The organism is Rhodococcus sp. LW-XY12 (assembly GCF_019317345.1).
Lineage (GTDB): Bacteria > Actinomycetota > Actinomycetes > Mycobacteriales > Mycobacteriaceae > Rhodococcus > Rhodococcus pyridinivorans.
In genome coordinates this window covers 482,384-506,788 of sequence record NZ_CP079225.1, presented here as the reverse complement: position 1 = coordinate 506,788, position 24,405 = coordinate 482,384, and the positions used below count along the sequence as shown (strand labels likewise).

Annotated in this window: 20 protein-coding genes and 1 pseudogene; 9 read left to right on the top strand and 12 right to left on the bottom strand. The window is 69.3% G+C overall.

Annotation, left to right across the window (positions count from 1 at the left end; translation table 11 throughout):
- Positions 1–107 precede the first annotated feature (107 nt).
- From KXC42_RS02410 to KXC42_RS02380, 7 genes are all read right to left on the bottom strand, one after another.
- Positions 108–1,514 (bottom strand): DUF2252 domain-containing protein, encoded by a 1,407-nt coding sequence (locus KXC42_RS02410; RefSeq protein ID WP_006550461.1) that lies wholly within the window; start codon positions 1,512–1,514, stop codon positions 108–110.
- A 79-nt stretch (positions 1,515–1,593) separates the two neighbouring features.
- Complete coding sequence (locus tag KXC42_RS02405; protein ID WP_019290166.1) at positions 1,594–2,763, bottom strand: lipid-transfer protein; 1,170 nt, start codon at positions 2,761–2,763, stop codon at positions 1,594–1,596.
- The gene (locus KXC42_RS02400; RefSeq protein WP_033096915.1) at positions 2,760–3,164 is read right to left on the bottom strand and encodes a MaoC family dehydratase; all 405 of its coding nucleotides are present in this window, start codon (positions 3,162–3,164) and stop codon (positions 2,760–2,762) included. Before KXC42_RS02400 ends, KXC42_RS02405 begins: the two co-directional genes overlap by 4 nt.
- Positions 3,161–4,180: a bifunctional MaoC family dehydratase N-terminal/OB-fold nucleic acid binding domain-containing protein gene (locus KXC42_RS02395; protein WP_033096916.1), complete on the bottom strand. Its 1,020-nt coding sequence runs from the start codon at positions 4,178–4,180 to the stop codon at positions 3,161–3,163. Before KXC42_RS02395 ends, KXC42_RS02400 begins: the two co-directional genes overlap by 4 nt.
- A gap of 29 nt (positions 4,181–4,209) precedes the next feature.
- Positions 4,210–5,361: an acyl-CoA dehydrogenase family protein gene (locus KXC42_RS02390; RefSeq protein WP_006550465.1), complete on the bottom strand. Its 1,152-nt coding sequence runs from the start codon at positions 5,359–5,361 to the stop codon at positions 4,210–4,212.
- Positions 5,346–6,389 carry an acyl-CoA dehydrogenase family protein gene (locus tag KXC42_RS02385; protein WP_112319932.1) on the bottom strand — a complete coding sequence of 348 codons (1,044 nt, stop codon included), beginning with the start codon at positions 6,387–6,389 and terminating at the stop codon, positions 5,346–5,348. Before KXC42_RS02385 ends, KXC42_RS02390 begins: the two co-directional genes overlap by 16 nt.
- A gap of 67 nt (positions 6,390–6,456) precedes the next feature.
- Positions 6,457–8,604 carry an acyl-CoA dehydrogenase gene (locus tag KXC42_RS02380; protein ID WP_219129878.1) on the bottom strand — a complete coding sequence of 716 codons (2,148 nt, stop codon included), beginning with the start codon at positions 8,602–8,604 and terminating at the stop codon, positions 6,457–6,459.
- A gap of 89 nt (positions 8,605–8,693) precedes the next feature.
- Here KXC42_RS02380 and kstR point away from each other — a divergent pair, with 89 nt between their 5' ends.
- On the top strand, positions 8,694–9,353 hold the full coding sequence (gene kstR, locus KXC42_RS02375; RefSeq protein WP_006550468.1) for a cholesterol catabolism transcriptional regulator KstR: 660 nt from the start codon (positions 8,694–8,696) through the stop codon (positions 9,351–9,353).
- Positions 9,354–9,537: 184 nt separating this feature from the next.
- Complete coding sequence (gene otsB, locus KXC42_RS02370; protein ID WP_219129877.1) at positions 9,538–12,114, top strand: trehalose-phosphatase; 2,577 nt, start codon at positions 9,538–9,540, stop codon at positions 12,112–12,114.
- A gap of 21 nt (positions 12,115–12,135) precedes the next feature.
- On the opposite strand, the gene KXC42_RS02365 is transcribed toward otsB, so the two are convergent.
- A complete protein-coding gene (locus KXC42_RS02365; protein ID WP_071936215.1) occupies positions 12,136–13,242 on the bottom strand; it encodes a LacI family DNA-binding transcriptional regulator in 1,107 nt (368 codons plus the stop codon).
- Positions 13,243–13,411: 169 nt separating this feature from the next.
- Here KXC42_RS02365 and KXC42_RS02360 point away from each other — a divergent pair, with 169 nt between their 5' ends.
- The 6 genes and pseudogenes from KXC42_RS02360 (at position 13,412) to KXC42_RS02330 (ending at position 18,595) form a co-directional block, all read left to right on the top strand.
- On the top strand, positions 13,412–14,473 hold the full coding sequence (locus KXC42_RS02360; RefSeq protein ID WP_219129876.1) for a metal ABC transporter solute-binding protein, Zn/Mn family: 1,062 nt from the start codon (positions 13,412–13,414) through the stop codon (positions 14,471–14,473).
- 26 nt (positions 14,474–14,499) lie between these two features.
- On the top strand, positions 14,500–15,363 hold the full coding sequence (locus tag KXC42_RS02355) for a metal ABC transporter ATP-binding protein (RefSeq protein WP_006550472.1): 864 nt from the start codon (positions 14,500–14,502) through the stop codon (positions 15,361–15,363).
- A complete protein-coding gene (locus KXC42_RS02350; protein ID WP_006550474.1) occupies positions 15,360–16,244 on the top strand; it encodes a metal ABC transporter permease in 885 nt (294 codons plus the stop codon). Before KXC42_RS02355 ends, KXC42_RS02350 begins: the two co-directional genes overlap by 4 nt.
- A gap of 124 nt (positions 16,245–16,368) precedes the next feature.
- Positions 16,369–17,132: pseudogene (locus KXC42_RS27040) on the top strand (hypothetical protein); the annotation flags it as partial.
- Positions 17,133–17,202: 70 nt separating this feature from the next.
- Positions 17,203–17,961: a LamB/YcsF family protein gene (locus KXC42_RS02335; RefSeq protein WP_019290174.1), complete on the top strand. Its 759-nt coding sequence runs from the start codon at positions 17,203–17,205 to the stop codon at positions 17,959–17,961.
- A gap of 25 nt (positions 17,962–17,986) precedes the next feature.
- Entirely contained in the window at positions 17,987–18,595 is a 609-nt protein-coding gene (locus KXC42_RS02330) for an allophanate hydrolase subunit 1 (protein ID WP_006550478.1), read from the top strand.
- A 30-nt stretch (positions 18,596–18,625) separates the two neighbouring features.
- Here KXC42_RS02330 and mgtE read toward each other — a convergent pair whose 3' ends face one another.
- A complete protein-coding gene (mgtE, locus tag KXC42_RS02325; RefSeq protein WP_219129874.1) occupies positions 18,626–19,978 on the bottom strand; it encodes a magnesium transporter in 1,353 nt (450 codons plus the stop codon).
- Positions 19,979–20,064: 86 nt separating this feature from the next.
- Between mgtE and KXC42_RS02320 the strand changes: the two genes are divergently transcribed.
- A complete protein-coding gene (locus KXC42_RS02320; protein ID WP_039583836.1) occupies positions 20,065–20,937 on the top strand; it encodes a biotin-dependent carboxyltransferase family protein in 873 nt (290 codons plus the stop codon).
- Positions 20,938–20,954: 17 nt separating this feature from the next.
- Here the strand turns inward: KXC42_RS02320 and KXC42_RS02315 are convergent, their stop codons facing one another.
- The 3 genes from KXC42_RS02315 to cysS are packed head-to-tail and all read right to left on the bottom strand — an operon-like array spanning position 20,955 to position 24,405.
- A complete protein-coding gene (locus KXC42_RS02315) occupies positions 20,955–21,998 on the bottom strand; it encodes an alpha/beta hydrolase (protein ID WP_006550481.1) in 1,044 nt (347 codons plus the stop codon).
- A gap of 44 nt (positions 21,999–22,042) precedes the next feature.
- Positions 22,043–23,011: a 23S rRNA (guanosine(2251)-2'-O)-methyltransferase RlmB gene (gene rlmB, locus KXC42_RS02310; RefSeq protein ID WP_006550482.1), complete on the bottom strand. Its 969-nt coding sequence runs from the start codon at positions 23,009–23,011 to the stop codon at positions 22,043–22,045.
- Positions 23,011–24,405: a cysteine--tRNA ligase gene (cysS, locus tag KXC42_RS02305; protein WP_006550483.1), complete on the bottom strand. Its 1,395-nt coding sequence runs from the start codon at positions 24,403–24,405 to the stop codon at positions 23,011–23,013. The genes rlmB and cysS overlap by 1 nt, the downstream gene beginning before the upstream one ends.

The following is a 24,405-nucleotide window of genomic DNA, read 5'->3' as shown; positions in this document are numbered from 1 at the left end:
TCCGTCGGCGCGTGATCACCTCCCTTGTACCGCGCCGAGCGAAAGGACGGATGGGTGATTCCCGGACAGCGGACATGCCCGGGGAGCAGGCACGAATCAGACGGGGATCAGAGCCCGGTCCGGGCCTTCACCCGTCCCTGTTCGATGGCGTCGTGCAGCGCCTGCAGGTCGCGTTCGTTGCGGTCCGCGTAGGCCACCGCGAACGACGAGACCGCCTCGTCGAACTCCTCGTCCGTGCCGAGATAGGCCGCCAGTGCGATCCGGTCGCCGGCCCGCGCATGGGCGAAGGCGAGGACTCGGCCGCAGAGTCGGCCGTAGAGCTTCAGGCCCTTGGGCACCATCTCCTCGATCACCGCCGAACCCTTGCCGTCGCGGAGCTGACGGATATAGAAATCCCGGTTCACCCCGTCGGCCCCGGCGCCCTGCTGCCAGCCGAGGAAGATGTCGCTCGCCGACTGCATCAGCCGCTGACCGTTGACGACCCGTTCGCCCTCGTTCCGGAAGGTCGGACCGTCGACGTAGTACGACAGCACCGAACGCTGGGCCTCCTTCGCCTGCAGGAACAACGGATCGTCGTCGTCCGCACCGCGCAGCAGGAGGATCCACGCCCGCGTGCCGACACTGCCCACTCCGACGACCTTCCGCGCGGCCTGGACCAGTTCGAACTGTTCGAGGAGGACTCGGCGGTCCCACTGTAGTGTCGCCCGGTACGAACGGACACGGCCGTACAACTCGTCGTAGATCGCCTCGGCGTCGAGGTCGGCGAAGACCTCTTCGACGGGCACGATGAGCGGCGGATCGCTGATGATCCGGCGGTGACCGTCGATGATGGTGGTCAGCTTCTCCAGTGCCTGGAGGCTGTCGCGGCGCGAGGCCTTGTCGAGCGCTTTCCGCGTGCGTTTCTCCATCTTCGCATCCAGCAGGCCACCCAACCCCGCTATCTCGGTCGTGGGATCGAGGTGGGAGTACCGCACGGCCAGATTTCCGAGTTGCGCTTGCCTACAGATCGTCTCGCGGTACTCTGCGGCACATGCCCGGGTGATCTTCCGGCGTTCCTTCGCGGTGAACCCGTTGTCGCGACCGGCGATCTCGAGGCTTGCGACCAGGCGCTTGACGTCCCATTCGAACGGCCCCGGATAGGTTTCGTCGAAGTCGTTGACGTCGAAGGCCGTTCTCCGTTCCGGAGTCGCGAACAGGCCGAAATTGCTCGCGTGGGCGTCGCCGCACAGCTGTGTGTGCAGACCACTGTCGGATGTGCGCGACAGATCGTCGGCCATCACCAGTGCAGCACCGCGGAAGAACGCGAACGCCGACGTCGCCATGCGGCCGTACCGGACCGGAACGAGCTGGGGGACGCGCGACTGCGCCTGACTCTCGAGCAGCGCGATCGGATCCCGGGACGACTCCCCGAGATCGGCCAGCGACTCGACGGGAGTGCCCCTCCGAGCGGCGAGACCGTTCTGGACCCGCTGTTCGCGCGTCGGATGCACGACATGTCCGTCCGTGACCGACATGGGTCCTCCCACGGGGATATCACCGGAGTGTGGGCCTTCATAGTAGGCAGGCCTGCGGTCCCCTGGGAGGGAAACGGCGTCAGGACCGCGACAGCACCAGCCCTGAGGTCGGAACTCCTGTTCCTGCCGTGACCAGGACGTGGTCGACGTCGTCGACCTGGTTGACGGCCGTGCCGCGGATCTGCCGTACGCCCTCCGCGATGCCGTTCATGCCGTGGATGTAGGCCTCGCCCAGCTGACCGCCGTGCGTGTTGATCGGTAGCCGTCCGCCCACCTGGATGCCGTCGGCGACGAAGTCCTTGGCCTCACCGCGGCCGCAGAAACCGAGTTCTTCGAGCTGCATGAGCACGTACGGGGTGAAGTGGTCGTAGAGCACGGCCGTGGCGATGTCCTGCGGCCCGATGCCCGCCTGCTCCCACAACTGGTCGCCGACGATGCCCATCTCCGGCAGGCCTGTGAGCCCGTCCCGGTAGTAGCTGGTCATGATGTACTGATCGGGTCCGCTCCCCTGCGCCGCGGCCGCGATCATCGCTGGGGTCTGCTTCAGGTCCTTCGCCCGCGCGGCGCTGGTGACGACGATCGCGACGCCGCCGTCCGATTCCTGGCAGCAGTCGAGCAGGTGCAGCGGCTCGGCGATCCACCGCGAGTTCTGGTGGTCCTCGAGCGTGATCGGCTTGCCGTGGAAGAACGCCTTCGGGTTCGTGGCGGCGTGCGCCCGATCCGCGACCGCCACGGCGCCGAAGTCGGCGCTCGTCGCACCGGAGACGTGCATGTAGCGTTGCGCGACCATCGCGACGAACGAGGCCGGTGTGCTCAGCCCGTGCGGGTAGGAGAACGCGTTGTCGGTTCCCGACGAATTCACCTGTGCGGCAAGGTCAATGTTGACCTGCCCGTACCGCGCGCCGGACCGCTCGTTGAACGCCCGGTACGCGACCACCACGTCGGCCACGCCGGTCGCGACGGCCATCGCCGCCTGCTGCACCGTCGCGCACGCCGCACCGCCGCCGTAGTGGATGCGGGAGAAGAACTTCAGGTGGGGAATGCCCACCGAACGGGCCACGGCCACTTCGGTGTTGGTGTCCATCGTGAACGAGACCAGACCGTCGACGTCGGCCGGGGTCAGTCCCGCGTCGTCGAGGGCGGCGCACACCGCTTCGGCCGCGAGGCGGAGTTCGCTGCGGCCGGAGTCCTTCGAGAAGTCGGTCGCGCCGATGCCGACGATCGCCGCTGCACCCGACAGGCCGCTCATGCGGTGCCTCCGATCACGACAGTGGCTGTGGCCGTGATGTGTTTGCCCAGACTGTTGGTGCCGGTGATGTCGACGGTGACCAGTCCGTCCTCGACGGACGCGACGGTACCCGAGAGGGTCAGGGTGTCGTAGGCGTACCAGGGCACACCCAGTCTCAGCGAGATCGACTTCACCACCGCGCGGGGGCCGGCCCAGTCGGTGACGTAGCGCTGCACGAGGCCGGTGTCGGTGAGGATGTTGACGAAGATGTCCTTCGATCCGCGCTGCTGTGCCTTGTCGCGGTCGTGGTGCACGTCCTGGAAGTCGCGTGTGGCCAGGGCCGTCGACACGATGAAGGTGGGATCGGCGTGGATCCCGAGGGAGGGCAGGCTCTCGCCCGTCGTGACGGTCGGGGTGCTCACACGTCCTCCTCGAGGGGCTTCCAGGCGTACAGCGTCCACGGCTGCCCGCCGGTCTCGTCGTCGCCGGGGAAGTCGAGGAAGGTGACCTCGACCGGCATCCCGATGCGTACCTGTCCAGGGTCGACGTCGCGGAGTTCACCGAGCATCCGGACACCCTCGTCGAGTTCGACGAGCGCGACGACGAAGGGCACCTGCCGCCCCGGCACCTTGGGCGCGTGGTGGACGACGAAGCTGAACACCGTTCCGCGACCGGAGGATACGACGTAGTCGGTGGTTTCCGACTTGTCGAGCCAGAGCGCCGGGACGGGTGGGTGCTGCAGGGTGCCGTCGGGGCGTTGCTGGATGCGCAGTTCGTGGGTGGCCACGCCGTCCCAGAAGAATTGCGTGTCGCGGGAGACGGACGGGCGGAGCATCCGCGTGGGGTCGAGATCGTCGCGTACCGCGGATGTGGGCCGGTCTTCCGACGTCTCCGCGCGCTCGTCCTTCGACGGCGGTGCGAACTTCAGGATGCGGAAGAGCATCTCGGCGACGACCTCGTCGCCGACCTTCCACAGGTTGCGGGTGGTGAAGAACCATCCCTCTCCGAGCCCGGTCCGCTTCGGGCCGACGACGTCCTCGAGGGTGGATTCGATCGTCACCTGCTCGCCGTGGCGCAGGTAGCGGTGGTAGATCTGGTCGCAGTTGGTGGCGACCACCGAGGTGTAGCCGGCGTCGTCGAGGATCTGCGTCATCCGGCCGAGCGGGTCGTCCTTCTCGCGTTCGGCGCCGAGGCCGCGCATCGTCCACACCTGCGCCATCGCGGGCGGGGCCACGAGACCACCGTGACCGGCTGCGATCGCCGCGGTCTCGTCGGTGTAGATCGGGTTGTCGTCGCCGATCGCCTCGAGCCAGTTGCGGATCATCGGCATGTTCACCGGATCGCGGCCGGGTCGCGGCGCGGACGGGCCGTCGCCGCGGACCTTCTCGGCCGCCTGCCGGATCTCCTCGGGGATCCTCCCTCGAGCATCTCGTGTCACCGAACCTTGTGTCACCGAATTCTCCTGCCTCACCGCGGGACCCGCGGCATGCCCAGACCGGCGGTGGCGATCAGTTCGCGCATCACCTCGTTGACGCCACCGCCGAAGGTGATGACGACATTGCGTTTGGCCATCATGTCGAGCCAGCGGAGCAGATCGGCGGTGTCGTCGTCGGCCGGATCGCCGAAGGCACCGACGATCTCCTCGGCGAGGCGCCCGACGCGCTGGATCCGCTCGGTGGCGAACACCTTGGTCGCCGAGGCATCGGCGATGTCGACGGCGTCGTTGCTGCTCGCCGCGACCTGCCAGTTGAGCAGTTCGTTGAGTCGCCAGGTCGCGTGGATCTCGCCGAGTGCGCGTCGCACCTCGGGGCGGTCCCGGAGTTCGTGGGCGCGGACCCATTCGACGAGCCGGTCGTAGATGCCGGCGACGCGACCGGCCGGGCCGAGCATGACGCGTTCGTGGTTGAGTTGGGTGGTGATGAGCTTCCAGCCCTTGTTCTCCTCGCCGACGAGCATCTCGACGGGAACGCGTACGTCGCTGTAGTAGGTGGCGTTGACGTGGTGGGCACCGTCGCACGTGATGATCGGCGTCCAGCTGAAGCCGGGATCCTTGGTGTCGACGATGAGCACGGAGATGCCGCGGTGACGCGAGTCGGCGGGGCCGGTGCGGACGGCGAGCCAGATGTAGTCGGCGTCGTGCCCGCCGGTGGTGAAGATCTTCTGTCCGTTGACGATGTAGTGGTCGCCGTCGCGGACGGCGGTGGTGCGCAGGGCGGCGAGGTCGGTACCGGCCTCGGGTTCGGAGTAGCCGATGGCGAAGTGCACCTCGCCGGCGAGGATGGCGGGCAGGAACTTTCGCTTCTGTTCGTCGGTCCCGTAGACCTGCAGGGTCGGGCCGACGGTCTGCAGGGTGACGCTCGGCAACGGCACGTCGGCGCGGACGGCCTCGTTGGCGAAGATCTGCTGTTCCACGTCGCCGAAGCCGCGGCCGCCGAACTCGACGGGCCAGCCTACGCCGAGCCAACCGTCCTTGCCCATGCGACGCACGACCTCGCGATAGGTGGGGCCGTGCCGCTCCGTGCGCATGATCGCAGCCTCCTCGGGTGAGACGAGGCTGCTGAAGTAGCGCCGCAGTTCGGCTTGCAGTGCGCGCTGGTCGTCGGTCAGATCGATGAACACCGGGCCCCCACGAGGTCGAGTCGGTACGAGGCGCCGCCGAGCAACCGGGCGAGGTCCTTGGCGGTCGACGAGTACTTGTGCAGCGGATAGGTCTCGTCCACACCCACGCCGCCGTGCAGGTGGTGCAGCACCCGCATGGCCGGCGGCAGTTCGGCGGCGATCCAGTAGGCGGTGATGTCGAGATCGTCCGCGGCGTCGAGACCTTCGGCCAGGCGCCAGACCGACGACAGCGCCGCGACGTGCAGGGTGCGGGCGGTGACGTAGACGTCGGCGATCTGCTGTGCGACGGCCTGGAAGGTCGCGAGCGGCTTGCCGAACTGGTGCCGCTCGCTGACGTGCTTCGCCGTGAGTTCGGTTGCCCCGGAGAGCAGTCCGTCGGCGAAGGCCGCCACGGCGGCGAGCGCGATCCGGTGGAGCATCGCCACAGCGTCGGTGCCGGATTCGGCGAGCAGGACACCCACGGCGCCGTCGGCGCGCACCGAGAACTCGGGAGAGCCGGTCGAGGTGGGGCTCGAACGCAGGGTCATGCCCACGGCGTCGGGAGCCACCGCGACCACGCCTGCGTCGGTGGGCAGCAGCACCACGCGTGCCCGATCGGCGTAGGGCACGGCGACGAACGAACCGGTGACCGCGTGGCCCCCGTCGGTGGCGACCGCCGTGGCGGCCGGTTGCTCCGGGAAGGCGCGCCCCGGTTCGCCGAGCGCGGCCGTGAGCACGGCTCCTTCGGCGACGCCGGCGAGCAGGTCGTCCTGTTGCTGTTCGGAGGCGAGCGCGAGGATCGGCAGCACGCCCAGGCCGAGGGTGGCCAGGGCCGGGGTCTGCGCGGCTCCGCGTCCGATCTCGGTGAGCACGGTGGCGACCTCGCCGAGCCCGAGGCCCGACCCGCCGAGACGCTCCGGCAGAGCGAGCGAGAGCAGGTCGGCGTCGGCCAGCGCGGCCCACAACGCGTCGTCGGTGAGGCCGCGTTTCAGGAGACCGGCCGCCACACCGGCGATTTCCTCCTGTGTCTCGTCACGTGCGAAGTCCACCGTCACCCACCTTCGAATAGAACGTGTTCTAGTTGTAGCACTCCCCGGCGCCCTGCGGAAGGACCGCTCAATCGCGCGGCAGGCCCAGGAGCCGCTCGGCCGCCATGGTGAGCAGGATCTGCTCGGTTCCGCCGGCGATCGTCAGGCACCGGGTGTTGAGGAACTCCCGGGTGAGCGGACCTTCCACCCAGCCGGCCTCGCCCGCGAGATCCATGGCGAGCTCGGCGGTGTCCTGCCGCTGCCGCACGCCGATGAGCTTGCGGACGCTGGACGCGGCGCCCGGATCCTGCCCTTCGAGCTGCGCGAGGGTCGCCCGCAGATCGAGGAGCGAACCGACCGTCGCCTCCCCGATCTGCGTCGCGATGCGGTCCTCGGCGACGGGATCGCCGGGGGTCGACAGTTCGAGCAGTCCCTCGATGCGCGGCCCCAGCGACGATTTGCCCCCCATTGCGACGCGTTCGTTGGCGAGGGTCGTGCGGGCCAGCTTCCAGCCGTCGCCGAGATTGCCCACCACGCAGTCGTCCGGCACGAAGACCGAATCGAGGAAGACCTCGTTGAACAACGCGTCGCCGGTGATCTCGCGCAGCGGCGAGATCGTGATGCCCGCCGACTTCATGTCGACGAGGAAGTAGGTGATGCCCTTGTGCTTGGGGACGTCGCGGTCGGTGCGGGCGAGACAGATCGCCCAGTCCGCCTGCTGTGCGAGCGAGGTCCACACCTTCTGCCCGCGCAGTACCCATCCGCCGTCGGCCTTCTCGGCACTCGTGCGCAGCGCCGCGAGGTCCGAGCCGGCGCCGGGTTCGGAGAACAGCTGACACCAGACCACATCGCCGCGCAGGGTGGGCATCACGAAACGCTCGATCTGCTCGAGTGTTCCGTGTGCGAGGACGGTCGGAATCGCCCACCAGCCGATCACGAGGTCGGGACGTTCGATGCCGGCGGCGGCGAGCTCCTCCTGGACGACGAGCTGTTCGGCGGCGCCGGCTCCGCGACCGTAGGGCGGCGGCCAGTGCGGCGCGAGCAGGCCCGATTCGGCGAGGGCGACACGGCGCTCGGATTCGGGTGCGGCGGCGATCTTCTCGACCTCCGCACGGATCCGCGCGCGTTTCTCCTCGTGATCGGACAGGTCGATACCGAGGTGACGGCGCGCGCCGTCGCGGACCAGGGTCGTCAGCCGCGAGCGCCACGCGGTGGAACCGCCGAGCACCTGGCGGGTGGCGACCGCACGGCGGAGATAGAAGTGTGCGTCGTGTTCCCATGTGAACCCGATGCCGCCGAGCACCTGGATCGCGTCCTTGGCGGTCTGCACCGCGGCATCGAGTGCGATCACTGCGGCGGCCGCCGCCGCGATCGGCAGTTCGTCGGGCTGCGCGTCGACGGTGACCGCCGCATCCCAGGCCACGGCCCGGATCTTCTCGGTGCGGCAGAGCATTTCGGCGCAGATGTGTTTGACGGCCTGGAACGAACCGATCGGTTTTCCGAACTGTTCGCGGATCTTCGCGTACTCGACGGCGGTGGTCAGCGCCCAGCCGGCGAGACCGGCCAGCTCCGCGGCGGCGAGGCCGGCGGTCAGGTCGCGCACGAAGCCGGCCGGGACGGTCGCGACCCGATCGGCCGGGACCGTCGCGTCGTCGAGGCGGACGCGGGCCACCGCGCGGGAGGCGTCGATGGTCTCGAGCGGTTCGATGTGCAGACCCGGATCATCGGCCTCGACGAGCGCCCAGCTCTCGACGGCCGGATCACCTTCACCCGCGACACGGACGAGCACGGCGACCCCGGCTTCGGCACCCACGGCCGGTCCGGCCTCACCGCGCAGCAGGACTCCGTCACCCGCCGGCTCCGCGGTCACGGCCGAGTCGAGAGCGAGCGCGGTGGGGACCTCACCCTCGGCGAGCCGTTCCGTCGTCTTGGCGACGGTCTCACCGGCACGGCCGAACACGAGGGCGGCCACGACGGTGGTCAGGATCGGGCCCGGTGCGAGTTCGTAGGCGGCCTGCTCGAGCATGACGGCCAGGTCCACGGTGGTCGCGCCGAGGCCGCCCGCCTCCTCCGGGACGGCGACGCCGAAGACTCCGAGTTCTGCGAGGGAGGACCAGCCGTCGCGCCACGTCGCGTCGCTTGCGCGACGTATCGTCGACATGGGGTCTACGGCACGTGACCAGGCCTGGACAGATGCCTGAACGGCCCGCTGCTCCTCGGTCGTGGCGATACTCACAGCGGTTTCCGCCCTTCCGAATGACATCATTGCTAGAACGTGTTCTAATATGGCACCGATTCAGAGTCAAGGCGTGAGGAAACGAATCTATGGCCACCCCGTCCCGCTCCCGTGCCAACGGACACGGAACTCTGACCGCCCTCACCGAGGACGATCTCAGTTCCAATGCCCAGAAGGAACGGCGCAAGCGGATTCTCGACGCCACCCTGGCGCTCGCGTCGAAGGGTGGTTACGAGGCCGTGCAGATGCGGGCGGTGGCAGAACGCGCGGACGTCGCGGTCGGCACCCTCTACCGATACTTCCCGTCCAAGGTCCACCTGCTGGTCTCCGCCCTCGGCCGTGAATTCGCCCGCATCGAAGGCAAGGGCCGGATCCCACCCGGCCACAGCCCCCTCGAGCGCATGCACCTCATCCTGGGCCTGATCACCAAGGCCATGCAGCGCGATCCCCTGCTCACCGAGGCCATGACACGGGCGTTCATGTTCGCCGACGCTTCCGCCGCCGCCGAGGTCGACCAGGTGGGCACCCTCATGGACCGACTGTTCGCACGGGCCATGAACGACGGCGAGCCCACCGAGGAAGAACTCGCCATCGCACGCGTCATCAGCGACGTGTGGCTGTCGAATCTCGTCGCCTGGCTCACGCGCCGTTCGTCGGCCACCGATGTCGCCCGCCGGCTCGAACTGACGGTGGAGCTGCTGCTCGGCGACGGCTCGCGCGTGCCGAAGACGGTCGCGTCGGAAGCCTGACGGCGCTCGCGTCCGAAGCCCCGCGGCGCTCGCGCCGGAAGCCCCGCGGCGCTCGCGCCGGAAGCCCCGCGGCGCTCGCGCCGGAAGCCCGACGTCCGATCCGCCGCTTCCTGTAACCGGAAACACGTGGTCGCAATACCCAGCGGGTCGGATTCGTGCCCCACTCTGACCTAACGTGGAGCAGGTGAGTGCCCACGATCTTCCGATTGACCTTCGACGTGCTCTGGTGGCTGTCGCGCGGACGCCCCGCCTGCTCGTGGCGACCGACTACGACGGCACCATCTCCCCCATCGTGAGCGATCCCGAGAAGGCCTACCCGCACGACGATGCGGTGCGGGCGCTGCGGGGCCTCGCCGCTCTGCCGTCGACGGCCGCTGCCGTCATCTCGGGACGCGCTCTCAAGGATCTCGCCGCCCTGTCGCGCCTGCCGGTCGAGGTCAAACTCGTCGGCAGCCACGGCTCCGAGTTCGACATCGGATTCGTCCACGAGATCGATCCCGACGCGAGGGACCTCCTCGCCACGATCGTCGAGGGACTGCACTCGGTGGCATCCCGGTTCGACGGCGTGCAGGTGGAGGCCAAGCCCGCGAGCGCCGCGCTGCACGTGCGCAACGCCTCTCCCGCCGATGCCGAGCAGGCCCTCGATCTCGTGCGCAGCGGCCTCGCGCTCCGGCCCGGTGTGCAGGTCACCGAGGGCAAGGCAGTCATCGAGTTGTCCGTGGTGCCCACCGACAAGGGCAAGGCGCTCGACGTCATCCGCCACCAGGAAGCCGCCAGCGCGGCGGTCTTCTTCGGCGACGACGTGACCGACGAGAAGGCCTTCCGTTCGCTGCAGGGCCCGGACGTCGGGGTGAAGATCGGCGACGGCGACACCGCCGCCGAGTACCGCGTCCGCACCAGCGAAGAGGTCATCGCCGCACTCGCGTTCCTGCTCGAGGAACGTCGCACCTGGTTGTCCGGCGCCCACGTCGCGCCGATCGAACGCCTGACCATGCTCGCGAGCCCCCGCTCGAAGGCACTCGTCACCCCCGACGGCACGATCACCTGGCTGTGCCACCCCGAACCCGATTCCGCGGCGGTGTTCGCCCATCTCCTCGGCGGTGACGCAGCCGGTCACTTCACCATCGGCCCGACCCGCCAGGCACTGCCGCTCAGCCAGCGCTACGTCGACTCGACGATGACGGTGGTGACCCGGTGGGCGTCGCTCGCGGTGATCGACTACCTCCCGCACGACGTCGAGGCCGGCCGTACCGACCTCACGCGCGTGATCACCGGGCGCGCGAGCGCGGTGGTGACCTTCGCCCCGCGACCGGAGTTCGGACAGGGACAGGTCACCCTCGAGGTCGAGGACGACGGCATCCGCGTCATGGGCTTCAACGAGCCCTACGTCCTGCGCTCCCCCGGCGTGCGGTGGGACATCACCACGGACGGCGTGCACCAGACGGCCCACGCCGTGGTCAACCCCACCGAGAACGACATCATCCTCGAACTCCGCTGCGGCACCGACGATCTCGATGAGCACCCGGTGCCGGAGGTCGAGCGTCGGGCACAGTCCGAGGCCTACTGGCACACGTGGGCGTCCCAGCTCGAGCTGCCGCCGCTCAAGCCCGATCTCATGAAGCGTTCGGCGCTCACCCTGCGGGGGCTGGTCCACGGTCCGACGGGCTCGATCCTCGCCGCGGCGACCACCTCGCTCCCCGAGGAGATCGGCGGTGTCCGCAACTGGGACTACCGCTACTGCTGGCTGCGCGACGCCGCGCTCACGGCGCAGGCGCTCGTGCGGGTCGGATCCCTCGAGGAGGCCGAGAACTATCTCGACTGGGTCCACCGCGTCCTCGAGACCGTGCCGGGCCCCGAACGTCTGCACCCGCTGTACACGCTCGCCGGCGGACCGCTGCCGCCCGAGGCCGTGATCGACTCGCTTCCCGGATACGCCGGTTCGCGGCCCGTGCGGGTCGGCAACGCGGCGAACCAGCAGGTGCAACTCGACGTCTTCGGCCCGATCGTCGACCTGATCGCCGACCTCGCGCACAGCCGCGAGTCGCGCGGCGTGTCCCACGACCGTGCCCTCACCGACCGGGACTGGGAACTCGTCTGCTCGATGGTCACCGCGGTCGAACGGCGCTGGTTCGAACCGGACCACGGCATCTGGGAGATCCGCCACGCACCCCGCCACCATGTGTACTCGAAGGTCATGGGGTGGCTGACCGTCGACCGGGCACTGACGCTCGCCGAGAAGTTCGGCCGGACCGCCGGCGAGGGCTGGGCGGCGCTGCGCGACGAGATCGCCGAGGAGGTCACCGAGAAGGGCTGGAACGACGAGGTCCAGTCGTTCACCTCGGCCTACGACGGAACCGATCTCGACGCGGCCACCCTGTTCATCGGCCTCACCGGACTCGTCGACCCGCAGGACGAGCGGTTCCGGGCGACCGTGCAGGCCACCGAACGGGAGTTGCGCAGCGGCGCGACCGTCTACCGCTATCACAGCGACGACGGCCTGCCGGGCGCCGAAGGCGGCTTCCACCTGTGCGCGGCGTGGCTGGTCGCGGCCTACCTGCTGGTCGGGCAGCGCAACGACGCCGAGGCGCTGTTCGCGCAGCTGGTCGCGGCGGCCGGACCGACCGGGCTGCTCAGCGAGGAGTACGACCCCGTCGCGGAGCGTGCGCTGGGCAACCACCCGCAGGCGTACAGTCACATCGGTCTGCTGCACTGCGCCCAGCTGCTGTCGGGCGCGAAGGCCACGGGCGACCGGCAGCACTGAGCTACGAGCGGGGCCGCTCGGTCACTCGGCGTACCACTCGCTCTCGACCCGACCCGAGGTGGCACCGAACCACAGCTGGGTCCCCAGGGTCTCGAGCGCGGGTACACCGGAGTGCGAGGGGGCGGCGAGGAGCAGTTCGCCTGCGCGCCGCCCCTTGTCCTTCTGCGGTTGCCTCACGGTCGTGAGGCCTTCGCGGATCGCTTCGTCGATGCCGTCGAAGCCGGTGATCGACAGGTGGCCGGGCACGTCGAGACCCATCTGATTGGCCCAGGCGAGAGCGCCGAGCGCGAGCACGTCGGTGGTGCACACGAGCGCGGTGATCCGCGGGTTCATGCGCATGATCTGCGCCGCGGCGGACAGGCCGTCCTCCGCGGTGTGGGTGTAGCGCTCGACGACGGTGAGCGATTCGGGGGCCAGCCCTGCGGCGCTCATGGCGTCCTGGACGCCGCGGATGCGTTCGCGCTGCACGTGGAAGGCGCCGGATTCGAGGGTCGACAGGTCGACGACCCCGTCGTGCCGTTCGCGGCCGAGGCGCATCGACAACATGCCGATCTGGCGGTGGCCGAGTTCGATGAGGTGGGCGGCGAGATCGCGCATCGCCCGCCGGTCGTCGATGCCCACCACCGGGGTGTTCTCGAGCCCGCGCGGCTGGTCGCACGCGACGATCGGGAGGTGCCGTTCGAGCACGGCAGCGAGATAGGGGTCCTCGGCGGGGACCGAGTAGACGACGAAGCCGTCGACGGACGAGCGGTGCACGACCTGTGCGGCCTCGTCGTCGGTCCGGCCCGGTCCGGCGGGGATGAGCAGTAGTCCCTGTCCGGCCGCTTCGCAGGCCTCGGACAGTCCCGACAGGAAACTCATGGCGGCGGGATCCCGGAAGGAATAGCTCAACGCTTCGGTGAGCAGGACCCCCACGGCTCCTGCCTTGCGGGTGCGCAGCGACCGCGCCATCGGATCCGGGCCGGCATATCCGCGTCGTTTGGCGACTTCGAGGACACGTTCGCGTAGCTCGGCGGACAACTGGTCGGGGCGGTTGTACGCGTTCGAGACCGTGGTGCGGGAGATCTTCAACTCGGCGGCAATCGACGCCAGGGTCGCCTGTCGGCGCGGCTGACGAGACCTGGACATGAGAGGACCGTAGTCCTGTGTCCATGGTCACGACCACCCAGGGATGGTAGGAGGGCTCGGTGTCGTCCGCTAAAGTGGAACGGTAACGGTTACCAATAACGTTTGGGTCGGTCGCTCGGTCGTTCCGGACCCCGTTCGTCGAAGACCGCCGATCCTCAGGAGAAGAACTGTGCGACTGTCCTCCCGCACGGCCCTCGCAGCCGCCGCCGTAGCCTGCGCGACCGCCCTCGCCGCGTGCGGCACCGATACCTCCGGCGCCGACGACGACGAGATCAGCGTCGTCGCCTCCACGAACGTGTGGGGGTCGATCGCGCAGGCGGTGGCCGGAGACCGCATCGAGGTCCGCTCGCTCATCACCGAACCGAACGCCGACCCGCACTCCTACGAGGCCAGCCCCCTCGACGCCGCGGCGATCTCCGACGCCTCGCTCGTCGTCTACAACGGCGGTGGCTACGACCACTTCGTCGACGACATCCTCGGCGCCACCGGGGACAAGCCTGCAGTCGTGGAGGCCTTCGCCCTGTTCGAATCCGGCGCGTACTCGGATCTGCACGCCGGACACGATCACGGCGACGAGGACGGCACCGACGACGCCATCGAGAGCGACTCGGAGACAACCGTTTCCGAGGACCACTCGCACGAGAGCGGTGAGGTGTCCGACGCCGGCGACGGGCACTCGCACGAGAGTCACGACCACGGCGGCATCAACGAGCACGTCTGGTACGATCTCGCGACCGCCGACGCCGTCGCGCACGCCGTCGCCGAGCAGCTCGCCGAACTCGACCCCGACGGCGCCGCCGTCTACGAGGCCAACGCCGCGGGCTTCCACGAGAACCTGCACTACGTCGCGGATGTTGTCGACAAGCTCGCCGACACACACGGCGACGCACCCGTCGCCCAGACCGAGACGATCGGCCACTACCTCGTCTCGGCCGCGACGCTCGACGACATCACTCCCCCGGACTTCACCAACGCCATCGAGAACGGCACCGATCCGTCCCCGGCGGCGATCGCGGCGACACGGCAGTTGTTGGTCGACAAGCAGGTTCGCGTCCTGATCTACAACCCGCAGACCGAGGACCGGATCAGCCGCGAGATGCGCACGGCAGCAGAGTCGTCGGGCGTCCCCGTGGTCGAGGTTTTCGAAACCCTGCCCGAAGGTGTCGACTACATTCAGTGGCAGGCCCGGACCGCCGAGACCCTCGCCGCCGCGCTCGAGACCGCCTCCTGACCATCCGATCGAGAACACGGACTCCGGTGACACCTCCTCCATCCGACCGCACGCCCACAGTCGAACTCCGCGATGCCCGGCTGGCATTCGGCGATCGGGTCCTCTGGGACGGACTCGACCTCGTCGTCGAACCCGGCGAGTTCCTGGCGGTGCTCGGACCGAACGGTGCCGGCAAGACGTCGCTGCTCAAGGTGCTGCTCGGCCAGCTCCCGCTCACCTCCGGAACCGCGACCATCGCCGGGCAGGCCGTCCGGACCGGGAACTCGCACGTCGGATACGTGCCGCAGCAGAAGTCTCTCGACGAGGGCGTCCCGCTGCGGGGACGCGATCTCGTAGGCCTCGGCATGGACGGACATCGCTGGGGCACCGGCCTGCGCACGCGCCGGCGGCGCCGCGTCGCGGTCGACGACGCGATCGCTCAGGTCGGCGCAGAGACCTATGCCGGAGCCCCGATCGGCACGCTCTCCGGTGGTGAGCAGCAGCGGCTGCGTATCGCGCAGGCGCTCGTGGGAGATCCGCGCGTACTCCTGTGCGACGAGCCGCTGCTCAGTCTCGATCTCGCCAACCAGCACCTGGTGTCGGCGCTCATCGACCGCCGCCGCCGCGACCACGACACCTCCGTCCTGTTCGTCACCCACGAGATCAATCCGATCCTGCCGCTGGTGGATCGCGTGCTGTACCTCGTCGACGGCCAGTTCCGCATCGGCACCCCCGCCGAGGTGATGACCTCGCAGGTGCTTTCCGAGCTCTACCGCACCGACGTCGAAGTGCTCGAGATGCGCGGCCGCCTGGTGGTCGTCGGCACCGGCGACGCCATCGACGCGCTCGGCAGCGCCGGCGGACTGCGCCCCGGGGAAGGCGTCCACCACGATCACGAGGATCACGAATGAGCAGCAAGTTCACCGACGCCCTCGGGCGGATGTTCGACGTGGAGACCACCGTCGAACTCCTGCAGTACGACTTCGTGCAGCAGGCGCTCGTCGCCGGTGCGATCCTCGGTCTGCTCGCCGGCGTGATCGGCCCGCTGATCATCAGCCGTCAGATGGCGTTCTCCGTCCACGGCACCTCCGAACTGTCGCTCACCGGTGCCGCGGCGGCGCTCATCATCGGGGTCTCCGTCGGGATCGGTGCGGTCGCGGGTGCCGTGATCGCCGCGATCCTCTTCGGGGTCCTGGGGACACGTGCCCGCGAACGCGACTCCGTCATCGGCGTGGTGATGGCCTTCGGACTCGGTCTCGCCGTCCTGCTGCTGTGGGCCTACGACGGACGCACCGGCGCCGCCTTCTCGCTGCTCACCGGTCAGATCGTGGCGCCCGGCGGTACCGGCATCGCCCTGCTCGCCGCGTGCGCTGCCGTCGTGATCCTCACGCTGCTGGTGATCTACCGTCCGCTATTGTTCGCCAGCACCGACCCGGAGGTCGCGGCTGCACGCGGCGTCCCGGTGCGCGCATTGTCGATCGTGTTCGCGGTGCTCGTCGGTGTCACCGCCGCACTCGGTGTGCAGATTGTCGGCGCGCTGCTGGTGATGGCACTGCTCATCACCCCGGCCGCCGCGGCGGCCCGGGTGGTCAGCGGGCCGCTCGCCGCCACGGTGCTGTCTGTGGTCTTCGCGGAGATCTCGGCGGTCGGCGGCATCCTGCTCGCGCTGGCGCCGGGCGTGCCGGTCTCGGCGTTCATCACGACGATCGCGTTCGTCATCTACATGATCTGCCGCGTGATCGGCACCGCCCGCAACCGACGTGGTTCCGGGCGGGTCGCCGCAACTGCCTGATTCACGGCCCGTCGGGACGTGATCTTGACGCGCTCCTCGACGTCCGCCCAGTTTCCCGAGGTTGCTCCAGTAACGGGACGTCACAGACATCGGGGGTGGAGAGTGCAGCACGTCACGCGTCGCTCCTTCGCATCGACAACCCGACGAGCGGTTCCTGTGGCACCGGTCGAACCCCGAGGTGTTCGGTCGTCACCTCGCCTTCGAGCCCTACACCGGTCTGGTCGAGGCGTGCGTCGGCGAGAACATGACGGCCCTGTGCGCCGCCGGTGTCGGCGGCGGGTCGCTCGTCTACCAGGGCATGACGCTGCAACCCGACGAAGCGGTGTTCAACGCCCACTTCCCGAACGAACTCGACTGGGCGCGCATGGACCGCGTCCACTACCCGCGCGTCGCGCAGATGCTGCACCTGGCCGTGGCGCCCGACGAACTCGTCGACAGCCCCAACTACGCGACCTCGCGCATCTTCGCCAACCGTGCGCGGAAGGCCGGCTTCCCGATCGACAAGATCCCGATGCCGATCGACTGGGACTACGCGCTCGCCGAACTCCGCGGCGAGATGGCCCCGGCTACACCGACGGTTCGGGTGCGATGGGTGTCAACAACGGCGGCAAGCACTCCGTCGACGTCACCTACATCGCGGAGGCCGAGGCGACCGGTCTGGTCACCGTCGCGACGCAACACGAGGTCACCGACATCCAGGCCTCCATTCCCGGCTTCTACGGGATCGACATGCGCAGCACCGTACTGGTGGGCTACGGCGTCAGTGAGGGTCGCGGGCACTTCGTCTACGACGCCGCTCGCGACGACGCCGGCCTGCGCTGGCCGCACGAAGGGGACGCGGTGCTGCAGACGGGTCACATCGACCCCACCGTGCGCCGCATCGCCGGCGAACGCGCCCTCGACGACATCGTCGTCCGCGACGTCGGAACGGTCTTCTGAGCGGGCATAGACTCGGGTCGTGACCCGCATCGACCTCAACAGCGACCTCGGCGAGAGCTACGGCCGGTGGCGTCTCGGCGACGACGAGACCATGCTCGACATCGTCACCAGCGCCAACGTGGCGTGCGGATTTCACGCCGGCGACCCGGCGACACTGCTGCATACGTGCCACGGCGCCGCGAAGCGCGCGGTAAGGATCGGTGCCCAGGTCGGCTACAACGACATCGGCGGTTTCGGCCGCCGCTTCATCGAGGTGCCGTCGGCGGATCTCACCGCCGAGATCATCTACCAGATCGGCGCGCTCGACGGTCTCGCCCGGGCGGCCGGTTCGTCGGCGAGCTACGTCAAACCCCACGGCGCGCTGTACAACGCGATCGTCCATCACCGCGAACAGGCCCGTGCGGTCGTGGATGCGGTACGCGCCTACGACGCCTCGCTGCCCGTCCTCGGACTGCCCGGCTCCGTCTTCCTCGAGGAGGCCGAACGGGCCGGACTGAAGGTGGTCGCCGAGGCGTTCGCCGACCGCGCCTACACCCCCGAGGGCACGCTCGTCTCCCGACGCGAACCCGGTGCGGTACTGCACGATCCGGAGGAGGTCGCCGAGCGGGTCCTGCGCATGGTCACCGAGGGGGTGGTCACCGCCGTCGACGGCAGCGACATACGCGTGAACGCGCAGTCGGTGTGCATCCACGGCGACTCCCCCGACGCCACGGCGATGGCCGTCGCCGTGCGCCGCCGCCTCGACGCCGAGAAGATCGACATCCGGGCGTTCGTGTGAACGCCCGACACCGCGAGGTCCACCGATGAAAATCCTTCGTGCCGGAGACAGCGCCCTGCTCGCCGAATTCGATTCCCTCGACGAGGTTCTCGCCCACTTCCGGGCACTCGACCGCGAGCGGCCGCGTGGCGTCGTCGATCTCGTGCCGGCGGCGCGGACACTGCTGGTGTGCTTCGATCCGTCGGAGACCGGCGCGCAGGTCGTGCACAAGTGGGTCACCACCACCCCACCGGTGTCCGGGGACGACGTCGACATCGAGGAGGTGACGCTCGAAGTCCGGTACGACGGCGTCGATCTCGAAGAGGTCGGCGAGTTGACCGGCCTCGGCGCGGACGGCGTGATCGCCGCCCACACCGGCAGCCTCTGGACGGTCGCCTTCGGCGGGTTCGCGCCCGGCTTCGCGTATCTCACCGGCGGGGATTCTCGATTGCACGTGCCGCGTCGCAGTTCACCGCGCACCTCCGTCCCGTCCGGCGCCGTGGGACTGGCGGGTGAGTTCTCGGGCGTCTACCCGCGGAAGTCGCCCGGAGGATGGCAACTCATCGGAACCTCCGATGCCCCGCTGTGGCAACCGGACCGGACTCCTGCGGCGCTGCTGCGACCGGGATGTGCGGTGCGCTTCGTCGCGATCTGAACCGTCCCCGGATCCACTGCGCCGCTGCGCTCAGATACCGAGCACGGCCTTCGCGACGAGGAAATAGATCACCAGGCCGGTCGCGTCGACGAAGGTCGTGATGAACGGATTGGAGAAGACCGCGGGGTCGGCGCGGATCGATTTGGCCACCAACGGCATCGCACCACCGACGGTGGCGGCGAGGGTGCAGATGCTCACCAGCGTCAGCCCGATCACCGCGCCCACCGACGAGTCGTAGACCAGGGACGTCAGGACGAACGCGACCGAGCCCAGCAGGACACCGAGGGACAGACCCACCCGGAGTTCGCGGGCGATCACCCCGCCGATGTCGCGTGGCGTCACGTCGTCGAGCGCCAATGCGCGGGTGACCGTGGTGGCGGCCTGGTTTCCGGTGTTGCCCCCGGTGCCGATGATCAGCGGCACGAACAGCGCCAGGGTGACCACCTGATCGAGGGTCGACTCGAACACCTCGAGGACCTGGACCGTGAGGGTCGCGCCGAGTGCCAGGAAGAGCAACCACACCACCCGCGAGCGCACCAACTGCCCGACGGGTGTCGCGAGATAGGGCCGGCGCAGCGGCTCGGTACCGCCGATGCGCGCCTGGTCCTCGCTGTCGGCGGCTTCGAGGATCCGCAGGGCGTCGTCGACGGTCAGGATGCCCACCAACCTGGTCTCGCTGTCGACGACGATCAACGCCAGCAGTTTGAGTTCGGCGCAGCGGCGCGCGGACTCCTCGGCGTCGTCGGTCACGCGCGCCCAGTAGGGCTCGTTCATGATGTCGGCGAGCACCGTTCCCGGCGCCGCAGTCATCAGCTCGCGCAGACCGACCACCCCGACGAGCACACGACCGTCGTCCACCACCGGCAGCGTGTACACCGTCTCCGCGTCGTCGAGCCGACGACGCACGGCGTCCATCGCCTGCTCGACGGTCATGTCCTGCCGCAGCGACACGAAGGCCGGGCTCATCCGCCGGCCGATCGACCGCTGCGGATAGCCGAGGATCGTGGCGGTCATCTCGCGGTCGGCGGGCGGCAGGCCGCGCATGAGGGTCGACGCGACCGTCGCGGGCAGTTCGTCGAGCAGTTCCACCCGGTCGTCGGGTTCGAGGTCGGCGAAGATTGCGGCCACCTGATCGTCGCGCAACCCGCGGAGCAGTTCGCTCTGCATGCTCGGGTCGAGCTGTTCGAAGACGTCGATCGCCCGGTCCTTGGGCAGCAACCGGTAGAGCACTGCGCGATCCGTCCGACCGAGCCGTTCGAGCACGTCGACGACCTGTTCGACGCTCAGTTCCGCGACAGCGTCGTGCGCGGCCTGAAGGTCGTCGGCCTCGACGGCCTTCTCGATCAGTCGCGTCGTCGCCGCCCGGACGTCTGCTTCATCCATGATCGTCACCTCCTTCCTCATGATCTTCAACCTAACGCGATCGTTCGGCCGGAGTGCGGACGTGCGATCGAAGCCGGTGAGTGAGAATGAACATCGTGGCGTGGTTCGAGGTGCTCTCCGGCGGAATGCTCACGACGGTCCAGGATCGCGGACGTCCCGGTTACGGTTCCTCGGGCCTCACCCGGTCCGGTGCCGCCGACCGGCGCGCACACGACGCCGCGAACCGGCTCGTGGGGAACCAGCCGGACGCGGCGACACTCGAGGTGACCGGCGGCGGTCTCGCCGTCCGCAGCGTCGGCGAGACGATCGTGGCCGTGACCGGTGCCCGCGCCGACGTGACCGTGTGCGACCGGCCGGTCGGCGACTGGGCGCGCATCACCCTCCGCAACGACGACGTGCTGCGGATCGGCGTCTCGAACGAAGGCCTGCGGATTTACCTCGCGGTACGCGGCGGCATCGACGTGCGGGAGGTGCTCGGCAGTAGATCCACCGACATCCTGTCGCACACCGGACCGTCACCCGTTCGCGCCGGCGACAGTCTGCTGGTCGGGGCGATGTCGGGTCACCTGCCCGACGAGGAGCAGTTCCCACCACCACCGCCGATGGACGACCCCGTGGAGATCCGGGTACGGCCCGGCCCGCGCGACGACTGGTTCACGCCCGGATCACTGCGGGCGCTGTTCCACGAGACGTGGACGGTGACACCGGAACTCGACCGGGTGGGTATCAGGTTCCACGGTCCCGGCCGACTGCACCGGGCACGGCACGAGGAGATGCCCAGCGAGGGCATGGTTCCCGGGTCGCTGCAGATACCGCCGGACGGGCATCCGGTGCTGTTCCTCGTCGACCATCCCGTCACGGGCGGTTATCCGGTGGCCGCGGTGGCGGTCGCCGCCGATCTGCCGGTCGCGGCGCAACTGCGTCCCGGACAGCGGGTGCGGTTCGTGCCGGTACGGTGATCGCTGCTGGGTGACCGTCAGGCGCGTGACGGCACGGAGGTGTCGTCCTCGTCGGTCGGGTCGGTAGCCGTCACCCGACGTACGAAGGTGATCGCCTCGTCGAGTGCGTGTGTCGCGGGCGGAGAGATGCCGGGCAGGCTGAGATAGCCGTGCACGGTGTCGGGATAATCGGTCTCCGCGACGTCGCCGCCCTTGGCCCGCAATGCTTCGGCGTATCGAACGGCGTTGTCGCGCAACGGGTCGTGCCCGGCGATCTGGACGAGGGCCGGTACGGCGGCACCGGCGAGCGTGCCGCGCAGGGGAGCCGCGGTCGGCGCATACGGATCGGCTCCGGCCAGATACAGGCGCACGAACGCCCGCATACCGCGGGAGGTGAGCACGGGAGCGTTCGCGAACTGCCGCTCCGACGGGAACTCCTCCTCCATCTCCGTCGCCGGATAGATCAGCACCTGACCGGCCGGCAGCGGACCACCCGAGCGGCCGGCCACGTCGGCGACGACCGCGGCGAGATTGCCTCCGGCACTGTCACCGGCGACCACGACGCGGGACGGATCACCGTCGAGTTCCGCAGCGTGTGCGACGACCCACCGGAACGCCGCCCAGCAGTCCAGCACCGCTGCGGGATAGGGATGTTCGGGGGCGAGCCGGTAGTCCACCGACACCACGACGCTCGGGGTCCGCGCGGCGGTGTGGCTCGCCCACCACTCGTTCTGCTCCGGATTGCCGAGCACCCACCCGCCGCCGTGGAACAGCAGCACGACCGGCAGCGGACCGCTCGTTCGCGCCGAGGGCCGATAGATCCGCAGACGGGTCCGGACCGGGGAGTCCTCGGGGGCGAGATCGTCGATCACCTCGTGCTCGAGATCGACCCATCGGTCCTCGATCCGCACGCCGGGATGCGTCCGGCCCGAGATCAGCCGTCCGACCGGGGACGACAGGAGCTTCGTGCGCGCAGCACGACGTGCCGGGATCTCGTCGACGGACGCGTCGGCAATGGACTTGTCGGCGAAGCGTTCGAGGAAGGCGAACACCTTCGTACGGAACGGCAGGGATGCGACCACGAGGACAGACTAGGCCCTCGCGACCGCAGCTCGGGCAGACTCGATCAGACCCGACGCTGCCGCGCGATGTCCGCGAGCACCACGCCCGCCGCGACGGAGGCGTTGAGCGACTCGACGTCTCCGGCCATCGGGATGGAGAGAACGGCGTCGCAGGTCTCCCGCACCAGGCGCGAGAGTCCCTTGCCCTCCGACCCCACGACCACGACGACGGGATCGGTGCCGTCGAAATCGTCGAGGTTGGTGTCGCCACCGGCATCGAGACCGACGACGCGGACACCGCGGGACTGCCAGTCCTTGAGCGTGCGCGTGAGGTTGGTGGCACGCGCGACGGGCAGTCGCGCTGCGGCACCGGCGCTCGTGCGCCATGCCACGGCCGTCACCGACGCCGAACGGCGCTGCGGGATGACCACACCGTGGCCGCCGAAGGCCGCGACCGAACGGATCACCGCGCCGAGATTGCGCGGATCGGAGATGTTGTCGAGGGCCACGAGCAGCGGACGCTCGTGGTTCTCCGCGGCGCGGGCCAGCAGGTCGTCGGGGTGCGCGTAGCGGTACGGCGGCACCTGCAGGCCGATGCCCTGGTGCATCCCGTTCGACGACAGACGGTCGAGTTCGGAACGCGAGACCTCGAGGATCGAGATGCCCATCTCGGCCGAGCGCTGCACGGCTTCCTTGAGCCGCTCGTCGGCCTCGGCGCCGAGGGCGACGTACAGAGCGGTCGCGGGCACACCGGCACGTAGGCACTCGACGACCGGATTGCGGCCGAGCACCATCTCGGGCCCGTCCTCGGCCTTGCGACCGGCCGCGGGACGACGACCGCCACCGCGCGGGTCGGCGGCCTTGGCCGCGGCCCGGGCACGCCGTGCGGCGGGGTGGTAGGGCCGGTCCTCGGCCTTGGGGGTGGCGCCACGCGCTTCGAGCCCGCGTCGCCGCTGCCCGCCGGACCCGACGACCTGCCCCTTCTTCGTGCCGCCCTTACGAATAGCGCCGCGACGCTGGGAATTGCCTGCCATCACTGTCCTGCTTTCAGAGACCACTCGGGTCCGTTGGGCGTATCGGTCACTTCGACCCCCGCGGCTGTGAGGCGGTCCCGCACCTCGTCGGCCACCGCCCAGTTCTTCTCGGCCCGGGCGGTCGTGCGGCGTTCGAGATCCGCGCCGACCAGCACGTCGAGTGCCGCGAGTGCGGCCGACCCTGAATCGTCGGTGGAGCACCAGTGCTCGTCGAGCGGGTCGACACCGAGGATGCCGAGCATGCTCCGGACCTGCGAGGCGATCTGCACGGCCGTGTCGAGATCGCCGTTGTCGAGCGCCTTGTTGCCCTTGCTGCGCTTGCGGTGTATTTCCGCGAGCGCCTTGGGCACACCGAGATCGTCGTCGAGAGCCTCGGCGAAGGCCTCGGTCCACTCGCCCACGGGCACCTCGCCCGCGCGGTCGCGGGTCTTGAGCACGAACGACTCGAGTCCCCGGTACGCTGCGGCCGCTTCGGCGAGCGCGTCGTCGGAGTATTCGAGCATCGAACGGTAGTGGGCGCTGCCCAGGTAGTAGCGCAGTTCCTGTGGCCGGACGCGGGCGAGCACGTTGGGGATCGACAGCACGTTACCGAGCGACTTCGACATCTTCTCGCCGCCCATCGTCACCCAGCCGTTGTGCAACCAGTAGCGGGCGAAGCCGTCGCCGGCGGCGCGGGACTGCGCCATCTCGTTCTCGTGGTGCGGGAAGACGAGGTCCATGCCTCCGCAGTGGATGTCGAAGGTGCCGCCGAGATAGAAGCCGGCCATCGCGGAGCACTCGAGATGCCAGCCGGGGCGACCACGACCCCACGGGGTGGGCCAGGACGGCTCACCGGGCTTCTCGGCCTTCCACAGCGTGAAGTCGCGGGGGTCGCGCTTGCCGAGTCCGGCGCTCTCACCCTGGTGGACGTCCTCGATGCGGTGTCCGGAGAGGGCACCGTATTCGGGGTAGCTCAGCACGTCGAAGTAGACGTCGCCGTCGGCCGCGTAGGCGTGCCCGGCGTCGATGAGGCGCTGGATGAGTTCGACCATCTGCGTGATGTGGCCGGTCGCGCGAGGTTCCACCGAGGGAGGAAGCACACCGAGCGCATCGTAGGCGCGGTTGAAGGCCCGCTCGTAGGTCGCGGCCCACTCCCACCACGGCCGACCTGCCTCTGCCGCCTTGCGGAGGATCTTATCCTCGATGTCTGTGACATTTCTCACAAACAAGACATCGAGACTCTTGGTAGCGAGCCACCGGCGGAGCACGTCGAACGCAACGCCGCTGCGTACGTGCCCGATATGGGGTTCGCCTTGGACGGTGGCCCCACACAGGTACACCGAGGCCTGGCCGGGGACCAGCGGTTCGAAATCCCGCACGGCCCGCGATTCGGTGTCGTATAAGCGCAAGGTCAC